The organism is Streptomyces arenae, assembly GCF_022343545.1.
GTDB classification, from domain to species: Bacteria; Actinomycetota; Actinomycetes; order Streptomycetales; family Streptomycetaceae; genus Streptomyces; species Streptomyces humi.
On sequence record NZ_JAKQYH010000050.1, the window covers coordinates 51,914 to 64,937 of the forward strand.

The window sequence follows — 13,024 nt, forward strand, 5'->3', positions numbered from 1 at the left end:
CTCCTGCACAACTGACAAGCGGCATATTCAAAACCGGTGACCGATGGTCGTCCGACAATTCCTTGCCGTCACCCATACCATCGGTCACCGGTGTTGCGTCAAGCCGCCGTGCTCAGTGCCGTGCCCAGTGCCGTACTCGGTGCCGTGACCCACAACTCCGGCCTCTTGTACGGACCGCGACCGCCATTCGACTCACCGTTCCCGGAAGTCTCGTACGAACAGTTCCGGATCAGGCCTCCACCGGCGTCTGCGCGGGGAGGCTGTCCATGAAGGAGCTCACCGAGAAGACGGCGCGGCCGGGGCCGGGCGGGCCGTAGCCGGGGGGCGAGGAGAGACCGAAGTCCTCCATGGTCTGGCGGTAGGCCTGGAGCAGCCGGATGTGGTACTCCAGCGGCGCGCCCGCCGGGTTGGCCTTGCCGAGCGGGGTGGTGGGCTCGGGGCACCAGGTGGTGAACCGGGGCGTGATGCCCTGGGACATGAAGAAGCGCAGGCCCTCGGTGGTGGAGGCGATCGCCTCGTCGACGGTCTTGAAGCCGAACGGCTCGGCCATCTCCACGCCGGCCACGAAGTTGGGGATCACGTTGCGGGCGCCGAAGATCTCGGCGGAGTCCAGGATCCGCTTGTGCCACTCGTCCCGGCCGACGTACCGCTCCTTGCCCGGGCAGTACATCTTGAACAGGTACTCGTCCCACACCTCGTAGTTCGGGTGGTAGATCTGCACGCCGTAGTCCTTGAACCGCTGCACGTCGTCACGCGGCAGCGCCTGCGCGACCACCTTGCCGATCCAGCGGCCCGGGAAGCGCTCCTCGATGGCCTTGGCGTAGTGCCCGTAGAAGTCGGCCTCGTCGCGCCCGGAGACGGTCTTGGTGATCGCGCCGCCGGTCAGCGTGTAGGCGGTGGAGGTCTTCGCGGTGTCGTACCGGTCGATGATCTCCAGCGCCTCCAGGACCTCCTCCACGTCCTTGACGCCGGTGTAGGGCCGGCCGGCCGCCTTGTGCTGGCGCCAGTTGTGGTTGATGTCGCAGTACTGGCACTCCTCCTTGGCGCCGAAGTACTGGCAGACCCGGAAGACGGTCAGGTAGATCAGGTAGCCCCACTGGATGGTCGGGGCGACCTCCATCACGGACTTCCCGTTGGCGAGCTTGTGCCGGTAGTACTCCGGCATCGGGGGCACGCCGACGTCGGCGATCCGCTTCCCGTCGAGGTAGAGGCCGAGCATCCCCTCGTCGTCGGCCGCGACCCGGTACGGCGAGGTGGGGTTCACCCGCACCGAGACCACGGTCCGCCGCAGGTCGTAGGGGCCGCCGGTGAGGATGATCTCCTCCGGGGGCCGGCGCAGCGCGGCCTCGCCCAGCTCCGGCAGGGTGCCGTGGTCGAAGGAGAAGATGAAGTACGACTTCGGCTTGACCTCGCCCCCTTCGTTGTCGCTCAGCGCGGAGGGATCGAAGGCCACACCGCCCCGAAGCAGGTCCTCCTTGAAGACGGCTTCCCGTGGTACGTGCGGGAACCTCTCCATCAGATCCTCGACCAGCGCGGTACGGCTGCCCATCCCGTGTCTCCTCCCGGCTCAGGCGTTCGACTCCTCACGGTATGCCCCCGCCCGGCCGTCAGCCGTGCCGGGTCCCCCCTCGACGCGCGATATGTTCCGGTACGGGGTGGTTCGGGGGCAGTGCGGGATCCGTCACGGGGTCACCCCAGACTGAGGTCAGCGGCAGGACACCCGCCCACAGCCCGAGTTCCGCGTCCGGTCCCTCCCCGTCCTCCGGGGCGCCGGTACGGATCTTGACGGACGCCTCTTCGAGGGAGAGGGCGAGCAGGGTGGTGGCGGCCAGCTCCTTCCGGTTCGGGCGGCGGGCGTACGTCCACTGCCCCGGGGCGGAGTGCTCGGTGAGCAGGCGCAGCCCCGCCAGTTTCTCCTCGGGGTCGGTCACCTTGCGGGCGGTGCCGTGGATCATGGCGCTGCGGTAGTTGACCCCGTGCTCGAAGACCGACCGCGCCAGCACCAGACCGTCCACATGGGTCACGGTGACGCACACCGGGGTGCCGCCCGCGAGGCTGCGGCTGGCGACCGAGCCGTGCAGGTACAGCTGCCGCCCGTCGCGCCCGTACACCGTCGGCACGACGAGCGGCCGCCCCTCGACCACCACGCCGAGATGGCAGACGAACCCGGCGTCCAGGATCGCCTCCAGATCGGCGCGGTCGAGGCTGCCCTGCTCACGGAGCCGGCGGTGCCGGGTGAGGTCGGTGTCGGGAAGCCGGTCTGCGCTCATGACGCCAAAGCTACCGGGGTCGCGCTACTGGGCCCCCGGCCTGCGTGTCGACTCCCGCAGCACCACATGGGTGCCCAGGACCAGGTGCTGGCCGTCGGGCAGTTCGTCGCGGTGCAGGGCGAGGCGGACCGCGGCGCGGCCCAGCTCCTCCTGGGGCACGTGGACCGTGGTGAGGGCCGGGTGGACGTCCCGGGCCACCGGGATGTCGTCGTACCCGGCCACCGCGATGTCCTGCGGGATACGGCGGCCCGCCTCCCGTACCGCCTGGATGACGCCCGTGGCGATCATGTCGGTGGCGGCGAAGATCGCCGTGAACTCCTTGCCCGAGGCGAGGAGTTCACGGGTCGCCTGGTAGCCGTAGGAGCGGGAGAAGACACCGTCCAGGATCAGCTCCGGATCGGGGGCGAGGCCGAGGAGTTCATGGGCGCGGGTGAAGCCGGCGATGCGCTGGGCGCTGGTGGACAGGCCGGGGACGCGGCCGAGGTAGGCGATGCGCCGGTGGCCGCCGGAGAGCAGGTGGCCGGTGAGGGCGAAGGCGCCGCCCTCGTTGTCGTAGTCGACCACCGTGGCGGGGACGCCCGGGCCGAGCGGCGGCCTGCCCACCAGCACCAGCCGGGATCCGGCCCGGTCGAGGGCGTGCGCGAAGTGGGTCATCCGGTCGTGGTAGGCCTTGTCCTGGAGGGCGCCGCCCACCACGATCACGGCGTCGGCCCGCTGTTCCCGCATGGTCTCCACGACGGCGAGGATGCGCCGGGGATCGCCGTGCGTGGTGCAGAGCATGCACAGCCGGCCCTCCGCGGAGGCCTGCTCCTCGACCCCGCGGGCGATGTGCGCGTAGAACGGGCCGGTGACGTCGTCCACGACGAAGGCGACCGTGTTGTTGGTGGCGCCGCCGAGCGCCCGGGCATGCGCGTTGACCACGTAGTCCAGTTCGCGCATCGCCTTCAGGACCCTGGCGCGGGTGGCGGTGGCCACCGGGTAGGTGCCGCCCAGGACCCGGGAGACGGTCGACGCGGAGACGCCGGCCCGCGCGGCCACGTCCCGTACCGTCGACGCGTCCCCGTTCAGTGCCGGCTGGGTCCTCTTCGCCACCGCTCGGCTCCCCTTCGTCATGTCGTTCACGTCACCCTACGAGACGGACCTCACGCGGCCCGCTCCAGGACCGAGTGGTCGATCGCGTACCGCAGCCCGTCGCCGGTCAGCAGCCGTTGCGCCTCTTCGACGACGGTGATGCCGAGCCGCGCCACCTCGTTGCCCTGGGAGCCCGCGAGGTGCGGCGTGAGGAAGGCGTTGGGGAGGTCGAAGAGCGGGGAGTCGGCCGGCAGCGGCTCGGGGTCGGTCACGTCGAGGACGGCGCTCAGCCGGCCGGTGCGCAGTTCCCCGACGAGGGCGTCGTGGTCGACCAGTGAACCGCGCGCGGTGTTGATCAGCACCGCTCCGTCGGGCATCAGGGCGAGTTCGCGGGCGCCGACCAGGTGCCGGGTCTCGGGGGTGCCCGGGGCGTGCACGGTGACGGTGTCCGAGGTGCGCAGCAGCTCGTCCAGCGGCAGCAGCGGGACCCCGAGCCGGGCGGCCTCGGCCTGGTCCACGTAGGGGTCGGCGAGGCTGACCGACAGGTCGTGGGGGCGCAGGAGTTCGATGAGACGGCGGCCGATGCGGGAGGCGCCGACGATGCCGACCCGGCGGTGGAAGTTGCCGATGCCGGGGACGATGTCGCCGTACGGGAAGGAGCGGCGGCCGCGCAGCAGGTCACGGAAGGCGAAGACGTCCTTCCCGGCGAGCAGGATCATCGCGAGGGTGTACTCGGCGACGGGCAGCGCGTTGGCGGCGGCCGCCGAGGAGACCAGGATGCCGCGCCGCCAGACCTCCGGTGTGGTGAAGCCCTTGACCGAGCCGGCCGCGTGCAGCACCGCGCGCAGCCTGGGCGCCGCGTCCAGCACCGCCGGGTCCAGGACCGGGCAGCCCCAGCCGGTGACGAGGACCTCGGTGCGGGCGAGCGTCTCCCGGACCCGGGGATCGGTGAAGTCGTGCGCCACCAGAGTGGGATCGATTTCTACGCACTCACGCAACCGCGCGAGCACCTCCGGCGGGAAGATGTGCGGCACGTTCTGGGCTGTCATGGCGAACAATGCCTGGGGACGCTCGGGCAAGGAAGTGACCTTCCGGCTCGGTGACGCACGGATAGCAACCGGTCTCTACCGTAGGTCTCGGCGAATGAGAGGGTCAATGGACAAGCACTCCCCGGAGCCGGTCCCGGCCGCTTCGGAGGACGACAGGAAAGGCACGGCGCAGATGACGGATCCGGTGCAGACGGTCACCAACTGGGCGCGCAACATCACGTACACCGCCGCGGAGTTCCACCGCCCGGACTCGCCCGACGCGCTGCGGTCCCTGGTGGCGGGCAGTGCACGGGTGCGGGTGCTGGGCAGCGGGCACTCCTTCAACCGCATCGCCGACCCCGGCCCGCGGGGCGTGCTGGTCTCGATCGCCGGGCTGCCGCCGGAGACCGAGGTGGACACGGCGGCCCGTACGGTACGGGTCGCGGGCGGGGTGCGGTACGCCGAACTGGCCCGCGCGGTGCACGCGCGGGGCCTCGCGCTGCCCAACATGGCCTCGCTGCCGCACATCTCGGTGGCCGGTTCGGTCGCCACCGGCACCCACGGCTCGGGTGTGACCAACGGGCCGCTCGCGGCGCCGGTCCGGGAGGTGGAGCTGGTCCTCGCCGACGGTTCGACCGAGACCGTCGCCCGCGGGGACGCCCGCTTCGACGGCGCGGTGACCTCGCTGGGCGCGCTGGGCGTCGTCACCGCGCTCACCCTGGACCTGGAACCGGCGTACGAGGTCGAGCAGACCGTTCATGTGGAACTGCCCTTGGAGGGGCTGGACTTCGGGGCCGTGGCCGGGGCCGCGTACAGCGTGAGCCTGTTCACCGACTGGCGGGATCCGGGGTTCCGGCAGGCGTGGGTGAAGCGGCGCACCGACCAGGCGCCCGTGGAGTTCGGGTGGGGAGTGCCCGCCAAGGTGGCGATGCACCCGGTACCGGGCATGCCGGGCGGCAACTGCACCGAGCAGTTCGGGGTGCCGGGGCCCTGGCACGAGCGGCTCCCGCACTTCCGCGCCGAGTTCACGCCGAGCAGCGGCGACGAACTCCAGTCGGAGTGCCTGCTGCCGAGAGCGACGGCCGAGGCCGCGCTGCACGCGGTCGACGGCATCCGGCGGACGGTCTCCGCCGTGCTCCAGACCTGCGAGGTGCGGACGGTCGCCGCCGATCCGCAGTGGCTCAGTCCGGCCCACGGGCGGGACTCGGTCGCCCTGCACTTCACCTGGATCGACGACCTGGCGGCCGTGCTGCCGGTGGTGCGCCGGCTGGAGGAGGCGCTGGAGCCGTTCGATCCGCGCCCGCACTGGGGCAAGGTGTACGCGATGTCCGGCGAGGCCCTGCGCGACCGCTATCCGCGGCTCGCCGACTTCCGCGCCCTGGCCCGGCAGCTGGACCCCGAAGGGAAGTTCACGAACCCCTTCGTCGCGGAGGTCCTGGAGGACTGACCCGTACACGGCGGCGCGGAGAGACGGACTTAATCCAACCCTTAAGGTAATGGCTTGTCGAAAGCGCTTCCCAGGCCATAGCCTTGCGCCGCGTGAAGCACACATCACGTGACATCCGCACCGCCAACCGCTATGAGGTGCTTCGGCACATCATCGCCGAATCTCCCACCTCGCGGCAGGAGCTGGCGTCCGTCACCGGGCTGAGCCTGGCCACGGTCGCCACGCTCGTCGGGGAACTGCTCGACCTGCGGATGATCACGGAGGTGGGGTTCGAGGACTCCGCGGGCGGCCGCCCCCGCGGCCTCGTCGCGGTCAACGCCTCGGGAGGCGCGCTGATCGGCGTCGACATCGCGGAGACGTACGTCCACGTCGAGCTGTTCGACCTCGCGCTGAACGTGCTGGCCCGCGCGGACGAGGACATGCGTCCCGGCGCCGACCGGCCCGAGCAGGTGGTGGGCCAGGTGGCCGCCGCCGTCGGGTCGGTGGTCGCCCAGGCCGGGATCGAGGGCGCCCGGGTGCTGGGGGTCGGGGTGAGCGTGCCCGGACAGGTGGACCGGGACACCGGCGTCGCCGAGTACGCGCCCAACTGGGACTGGCACGACGTGCCCCTGCTCGACCTGCTCTCCGACCACATCGCCTACCCGCTCCACCTGGACAATCCGCTGCGCGCCTGCGCGGTCGCCGAGCAGTGGTTCGGGGCGGCCCGCGGGCGCGGGGACGCCGTGGTGGTGAACCTCGGCACCGGGGTCGGCGCCGGGCTCGCGCTGGGCGGCGGGCTGCACCGGGGCGTCAGCAACAGCGCCGGCGAGTGGGGGCACACGACGCTCGTGCTCGACGGGCGGCCCTGCCACTGCGGCAACCAGGGCTGCGTGGAGACCTACGTCGGCGCGCCCGGCATCATGCTCAACCTGCGCGAGACGAGCCCGGACAGCCCGCTGCTGCGCCCCGACGACCAGACCGCCACCATCGAGGCGCTGGCCCGGGGCGTGGCGGACGGCGACCCGGTCGCCGTCCAGGTGGTGCGGGACACCGCCCGTTACATCGGCGCCGGCGTCGCGAACCTGGTCAACCTGCTCAACCCCGAACTGGTCGTGCTCAGCAGCTGGGTGGCCCGCAGGCTCGGCGAACCGCTGCTCGACGAGGTGCGCGAGGCCGTGCGCCGGCACGCGCTCGGGCGGCCGTTCGCCGCGACCGAGATCGTCCTCTCCCCCATCCCCAGCGACCCGGTGTGCCTGGGCGCGGCCACCTTCGCGCTGGAGGGCGCGCTGCGCTCGGTGGGGCTGCGCAACGGCGGACGCCCCGGCCGGGCACCCTCCGCTTCCCGGTGACCGACGCGGCATTTCCCTGCTGAGCGACCCGCCCGCACGGTGATCGAACAGTCCAATTCGCCCGTCGATTAATCCATTGCCGGGCCCTTCGGCGCTCTGCGAACGTCGTGACGTATCCGCGGCCGGTCGGCCTCCACCCGACCGGCCGTACGTCGTGTACGGAACGAGGGAGGTCCCGGCGTGGCCGGAAACATCGAGGTCCGCGGTCTGTCCCGCACCTTCCACACCACTGTCAGGCGCCCGGGCTTCGCGGGCGCCCTGCGATCCCTTGTCAACCCCGAACGCGTCGAGAAGCACGCGGTCTCCGACATCTCCTTCGACGTCGCCGCCGGCGAACTCCTCGCGCTGCTCGGCCCGAACGGCGCCGGCAAGTCGACCACCATCAAGATGCTCACCGGCATCCTCACGCCGACGTCCGGCGAGGCCCGGGTCGCGGGCGTGGTGCCGTACCGGGAGCGGGAGCGCAACGCCCGCAACATCGGCGCGGTGTTCGGGCAGCGCACCCAGCTGTGGTGGGACCTGCCGGTCCGGGAGTCGTTCGCGATCCTGCGCGACATCTACCAGGTCCCTCAGGCCGAACACGCGGCGCGGCTGCGGGAGTTCGACGAGCTCCTTGAGCTCTCCGCGTTCTGGGACACCCGGGTGCGGCATCTGTCGCTGGGCCAGCGGGTGCGCTGCGACCTGGCCGCCGCGCTGCTCCACGACCCGCCGGTGGTGTTCCTGGACGAGCCGACCATCGGCATGGACGTGGTGGTGAAGGAGCAGGTCCGCGAGTTCCTGCGGTACCAGGTGGCCGAGCGCGGCCGTACCGTGCTGCTGACCACCCACGACATGACCGAGGTGGAGCGGCTCGCCGAGCGGGTGGTGCTCGTCAATCACGGGCTGCTGGTGCTCGACGGCACCCTGGACGAGATGCGCCGCAGGTTCGGCTCGACCTGGCAGGTGCGGGCCACCCTCGCCGACGCGCACACCCCGGTCGGCCCGCTGCCCGGCGTCACGCTGGTGCACCGGGAGGGCCCGCAGGTGGTGTTCGGCCCGGACGGCGCCGCCGCACCCACGGTCCACGAGGCACTGAAGCTGGTCATCGAGCGGTACGAGGTGACGGGCGTCGCGGTGGACGAGGCGGACCTGGAGGACGTCATGCGGGCGGCCTACGCGCAGGCGAAGGCCGAGGTCTGAGATGGCCCTCCTGTACGCCTGGCGCGCCGCCCGGGTCACCCCGCTCGGCGAGCTGTACACCCCGCCCCGGATGACCGGGGTCCTGCTGCGGCTGACCGTGCAGGTGGTGCTGGTCGCCTCGCTGTGGCGCGGTCTGTACGCCCAGTCGGGTACGACCGCGGGCCTGGACCGCGGTCAGGCCGTCACCTACGCGGTGCTGGCCGTGCTCGCCTCCCGGCTGCGGGAGCTCGATCAGTACGCGGGCCGGGACTCGGTCATGCAGCACATGCACTTCGGCACCATCGGCTACTGGTATCTGCGCCCGCTGCCGCCGCAGCGCTACCACGCGCTGCGTGCGGTGGGCGAGCAACTGTACGGGCTGGCCTGGGCGTCGGCGGGGTACGTGGTCTGTCTGGCCGCCGGCGTGGTGGATCCCCCGGGGTCGGCGGCGGTGGCGGCGGTGTCCGCGCTCAGCCTGCTGCTCGGCCAGCTGGTCCTGTACTACGTCATGCTCCTCATCGACCAGTTCTGCTTCTGGACGCTGCGCAACAGCGCCGCCATGCTGATCCTGGTCTTCGCGCAGAACCTGCTGTCCGGGGTGTACGCGCCGCTCTGGTTCTTCCCCCACTGGTTCATCACGCTCAGCTCCTTCCTGCCCTTCCAGGCGACGCTGAGTGTGCCGTTGTCGCTGTACGTGGGCCGGATCCCGTTGTCGGACGCCGGTCTCCAGCTCGGTGTCCAGGCCGGCTGGGTCGTGGCGCTGTATCTCCTCACCCGTTTCGTGTGGCGGCGCGCCGCCCGCCGTGTCATCTCCCAGGGAGGCTGAGGCCGTTGAACGCCGTCCGGATCGCATGGCGCATCACGCGCCTCAACTTCCGCGCACAGCTGGAGTACCGCACCGAGTTCCTGATGATGATCGCGATCGGCGCGGTCTGGCAGGTGTCGGTGATCGTGTTCGCCACGGTGCTGCTCACCCGGTTCACCGGGATGGGCGGCTGGGACAGCTCGGAGGTGCTGCTCATCCCGGCGACGCGGATGCTGGCGCACGGTCTGTTCGTGCTGCTGCTGGGCCGGGTGCACGGGGTGGGCCGGTACATCCAGGAAGGCAGGATCGACGCCTATCTGCTGCGTCCGCTGCCCGTGTACCGGCAGGTGCAGCTGGAGTACTTCCCGACCAACGCCATCGGCGACCTGACGGTGGCCGCCGGTCTGATGGCGGGCGCGCTCGGCCGCAGCCATCTCGACTGGACGACGGGCCGCGTCTCGTACCTGATCGCGGCGGTCCTCGGCGGGATGCTGCTGGAGGCGGCCCTGTTCACGGTGGTGGCCTGCGCCTCGCTGCGCTACCCGGCCGCCGACTACTGGAGCCGCTGGCTGGAGGAACTGCTCGGCACCTTCGGCAGCTACCCGCTGAACGTGCTGCCCCGGGCGGTCGGCGGCCTGCTCACCTACGGCCTGCCGCTCGCCTTCGTCGCCTACCTCCCGGCCGCGGTCCTCACCGGCCACGGCCACGACACCGTCGTCCCCTACTGGCTGGCCGCGGCCTCGCCCCTGGTCGGGCTGCTGGCCTACCTGGCGTCGCGGTGGCTGTGGCGCTGGGCGCTCGGGCACTACACGGGCGTGAACGGCTGACCTGATGCCGGGGCGCGCCCCGCGCCCCGGATCGGGGTGCCCAGTCCGGCGAGGCCGGTCAGAGCGCAGCAGGCTCCGGCGACGGCCGCCACCCGGGCGGTGCCGTACTGCTCGGCCGCCCAGGTCAGGACGGCAGCGCCGACCGGGGCGACCGAGTACTGAAGCGTCCAGTGGGCGGAGGTGACCCGGCCCAGCAGCGGTTCGGGGGTGATCTCCTGACGCAGGGACATGGAACAGGTGCCGGCCATCCCGGCGCAGCCGAGGTAGACCGCGGTGAGCACGGCGACGGCGGGGACCGGGCGGACCCAGCCGAGCCCGGCGAAGGCCAGTCCGCACAGCGCGGTCGAGCCGATCCAGGTCGGTCCGAAGCCCAGCCGCCGCCGGAGCCCGGCGACCAGCAGCGCACCGGTGATGGTGCCGACGGCGCCGACCGCCAGCACCGTGCCGACCGTGCCGTCGTCGTGGCCGAGGTCGTGCTTCAGGTGGTAGATGACCAGGTCGGTGATGCCGAGGCTGAGGAAGCTGAAGACGGCGAGGAGGCCGGTGAGCGAGCGCAGGACGGGCTGGCGGACCAGGTGGTCGATGCCGGTGCGCAGGTCGCGCCACAGGCCCCTGCCCCGCGCCGCGTGCTCGTCACCGGCGCGTTCCCCGACCCGCACGAGGAACAGGCAGCCCGCCGAGACCGCGTAGCTGGCCGCGTCCACGGCCACGGCGTTCGCGGGGCCGGTCCAGGCGGCCACCAGGCCCGCGCCGAGCGGCCCGAGGACACCGGCGGCGGCCGCGGTGGCGTTCAGCCGGCCGTTGGCCTCGGTCAGCCGGCCGGTGCCGACGAGTCCGCGGACGACGGTGACGTACCCGACGGCGAAGAGCATGCCGACGCCCTCGCACAGGGGCAGGACGACGTACAGCAGCCAGAGCTGCGGACCGACGAGCCAGACGACCGGGACCAGTCCGTACAGGACCATGCGGACCAGGTCGCAGGCGATGAGGAGCCTCCGGCGGTCGACCCGGTCCACGACCACCCCGGCGAAGACCGCGGCCACCACCATCGCGGCGCCGCCGACACCGGTGAGCAGGCCCATCCGGGCCACCGAGCCGGTCGCCTGGAGGACCAGCAGGGGCAGCGCGATCAGGCTGAAGGAGTCACCGAGGACGGACAGCGTCTGGGCGAGCCAGAAGCACCCGAAGTCCCGCTGCCGCCACAACGGCCGCCCGTCGGCATCCCGTTCGCCCACCACGCGCGCCACCCGCCGCACCCGGTTCACCACGACTCCCTCCTCCCACCTCCGCGCAACCCTATGCTCCGCCGCCGACGCCCCGTGCGATACGGCCGGCCGGCGCCGGCCCGTGCATCACCCGGAGTCCGCTCAGTCCCGCGCGGCTTCCGCCACCTCCACTTCGGCGCCCTGCCACCGGACCCGGAGGGCGGCGCCGTCCCGCCACCGGACCGTCAACTCCCGCTGCCCGTCCGCGCGTACGGTCACCGTCTCGCCCAGCGGCTCCGCGTCCGCGGCACCCGTGAGCCGGCTCAGCGCGACGAAGAGGGTCGGGCCCTCCTTCGTGACCCCGGCCATCGTGTCGTCGAGGCCCACAACGGGCAGCAGTTCGGTCCGCAGTCCCGGCGCCGCCGCCCAGCCGGTCACCCGCACCGGTGTCCCGGGTTCCGCACCCGCCACCAGGAACGCCCGTACCTCCACGGCCCCGTGCACGAGCACGACGGTCGTCACCCGGGCGCCCGCACCGGCCGTGTGCCGGGAGGCCGCCCAGCCCTCCCCCACCCCCAGCGGCTCGATGTCCGTCCGGCCCGGGTCGTCGCCGACGATCACACTGTTGTCGTACGACGCCGAGGGCACCGTCACGGTCGAGTAGCCGAGCCGGGTGTAGTAGGGGTCGTAGCGGACGTCCTCGCTGCCGTGGTTGTGGAGACGGACGATCCCGTCCGAACGCGTCGACTGGAGAAGCCAGTTGGCGGGGGCGACCGGCGTGACCGCGTCCGTGCGCTCCACCGGCCCCGGTTCCTCGGTCGCGGTCCACACCTCGTGATCCGGCGGCAGCAGCAGGCCGATGAAACCCTTGCTCGCCCAGTAGGGGGACGCCGGACCCGAGTAGCCCTGGAGCACCGCCGTGTCGGGGCCGTGCCAGCCGAGGGTCAGGAGGCCGTGCGGATCCACCGCGCCCCGGTCCAGGAAGTACCTCAGCGCGCCGGAGGCGAGCCGCCGGGTCTCGCCGGGGGCCAGCGGGGTGCGGCCGGTGAGCGCGCCCAGCCACAGCGGGGCCGTCGTCGCGAAGCGGTAGGTCAGCGAGCGGCCCTGGTGCATGGGGGCGCCGTCGCCGCCGAACAGCCGGGCGTAGTCGGCGAGATGGCGTTCCAGCCGACCGCCGTACAGGTCGAGGAGTCCGGTGTCCGCGGCGAGCCAGGCGTGCAGCACCGGGTACAGGTGCATCGCCCAGCCGTTGTAGTAGTCGAACTTCCGGCCGTCGCCGTCGGTGTACCAGCCGTCGCCGAGGTACCAGTCCTCGATCCGGGCCAGGCCGTGGTCGACGGCCTTGTGCGCGGCCTCGGTCGCGTGGCCGATCTCCGCGAGGAAGCCGCCGACCGTGACGGGGAACAGCTCCCAGTTGCAGGGCCAGGGTTCGGCGGTGAGGGCGTCGGTGAGCCAGGCCGCGGCGCGCTGTCGGACGGCGTCGTCGAGCCGGTCCCAGAGCAGCGGGCGGGTCAGGCGCAGGGCGAGGGCGATCGAGGCGGCCTCGACCAGTGGCTGGCTGCGGTCCTCGATGCGCGGCCAGACACCGGACACACCGGCGGCGAGTCCGTCCGCGTACCGCTGGAGCGCGGTCTCGTCCCGCCGGAAGGCGGCGAGGAGCAGGGTGCGGGCGTAGCCCTCCAGGCCGTCGGAGAGCCGGCCCGACCAGCTCTGGTGGTCGCCGGGAAGGTGGTAGAGGGCGCGGTCCCCGGTGGCGTACGGCTCCACGGCGGCGAGCAGGGTGTCGGCCGCCGCCTCCCAGTGGGCCCGGGTGTAGCCGGTGCGCGGGCTGGAACGGCGGTCCTCGGGAGGCAGGTGCATCGGGGCTCTTTCTCGCTCGTACCGT

At 72.3% G+C, this 13,024-nt stretch carries 11 protein-coding genes; 5 read left to right on the forward strand and 6 right to left on the reverse strand.

Annotation, left to right across the window (positions count from 1 at the left end; genetic code table 11):
• Positions 1-229: 229 nt before the first annotated feature.
• Genes MB828_RS22000 through MB828_RS22015 form a run of 4 tightly spaced genes read right to left on the reverse strand, consistent with a single transcriptional unit; the run spans position 230 to position 4,420 of the window.
• On the reverse strand, positions 230-1,549 hold the full coding sequence (locus tag MB828_RS22000) for a radical SAM protein (RefSeq protein WP_133026453.1): 1,320 nt from the start codon (positions 1,547-1,549) through the stop codon (positions 230-232).
• Positions 1,550-1,607: 58 nt separating this feature from the next.
• Positions 1,608-2,270, reverse strand: coding sequence for a pyridoxamine 5'-phosphate oxidase family protein (locus MB828_RS22005; protein ID WP_301649683.1), 663 nt, complete (start codon positions 2,268-2,270; stop codon positions 1,608-1,610).
• A 24-nt stretch (positions 2,271-2,294) separates the two neighbouring features.
• Positions 2,295-3,383, reverse strand: coding sequence for a LacI family DNA-binding transcriptional regulator (locus tag MB828_RS22010; protein ID WP_430381413.1), 1,089 nt, complete (start codon positions 3,381-3,383; stop codon positions 2,295-2,297).
• 29 nt (positions 3,384-3,412) lie between these two features.
• Complete coding sequence (locus MB828_RS22015; protein WP_301649685.1) at positions 3,413-4,420, reverse strand: hydroxyacid dehydrogenase; 1,008 nt, start codon at positions 4,418-4,420, stop codon at positions 3,413-3,415.
• Positions 4,421-4,562: 142 nt separating this feature from the next.
• Here MB828_RS22015 and MB828_RS22020 point away from each other — a divergent pair, with 142 nt between their 5' ends.
• The 5 genes from MB828_RS22020 to MB828_RS22040 all read left to right on the forward strand — a co-directional run bounded on the left by MB828_RS22020 (position 4,563) and on the right by MB828_RS22040 (position 9,934).
• Positions 4,563-5,816 carry an FAD-binding protein gene (locus MB828_RS22020; RefSeq protein ID WP_301649727.1) on the forward strand — a complete coding sequence of 418 codons (1,254 nt, stop codon included), beginning with the start codon at positions 4,563-4,565 and terminating at the stop codon, positions 5,814-5,816.
• A gap of 92 nt (positions 5,817-5,908) precedes the next feature.
• Positions 5,909-7,144: an ROK family transcriptional regulator gene (locus tag MB828_RS22025; RefSeq protein ID WP_301649686.1), complete on the forward strand. Its 1,236-nt coding sequence runs from the start codon at positions 5,909-5,911 to the stop codon at positions 7,142-7,144.
• A 180-nt stretch (positions 7,145-7,324) separates the two neighbouring features.
• Positions 7,325-8,323, forward strand: coding sequence for an ABC transporter ATP-binding protein (locus MB828_RS22030; protein ID WP_301649687.1), 999 nt, complete (start codon positions 7,325-7,327; stop codon positions 8,321-8,323).
• A 1-nt stretch (position 8,324) separates the two neighbouring features.
• Positions 8,325-9,128 carry an ABC transporter permease gene (locus tag MB828_RS22035; RefSeq protein ID WP_301649688.1) on the forward strand — a complete coding sequence of 268 codons (804 nt, stop codon included), beginning with the start codon at positions 8,325-8,327 and terminating at the stop codon, positions 9,126-9,128.
• Positions 9,129-9,133: 5 nt separating this feature from the next.
• Positions 9,134-9,934, forward strand: a complete 801-nt coding sequence (locus MB828_RS22040; RefSeq protein ID WP_133026460.1) for an ABC transporter permease — start codon at positions 9,134-9,136, stop codon at positions 9,932-9,934.
• Here MB828_RS22040 and MB828_RS22045 read toward each other — a convergent pair.
• Positions 9,913-11,202, reverse strand: coding sequence for an MFS transporter (locus tag MB828_RS22045; protein WP_301649689.1), 1,290 nt, complete (start codon positions 11,200-11,202; stop codon positions 9,913-9,915). The genes MB828_RS22040 and MB828_RS22045 overlap by 22 nt on opposite strands.
• Before the next feature lie 99 nt (positions 11,203-11,301).
• A complete protein-coding gene (locus tag MB828_RS22050) occupies positions 11,302-12,999 on the reverse strand; it encodes a DUF2264 domain-containing protein (RefSeq protein WP_301649690.1) in 1,698 nt (565 codons plus the stop codon).
• Between the last annotated feature and the right edge of the window lie 25 nt (positions 13,000-13,024).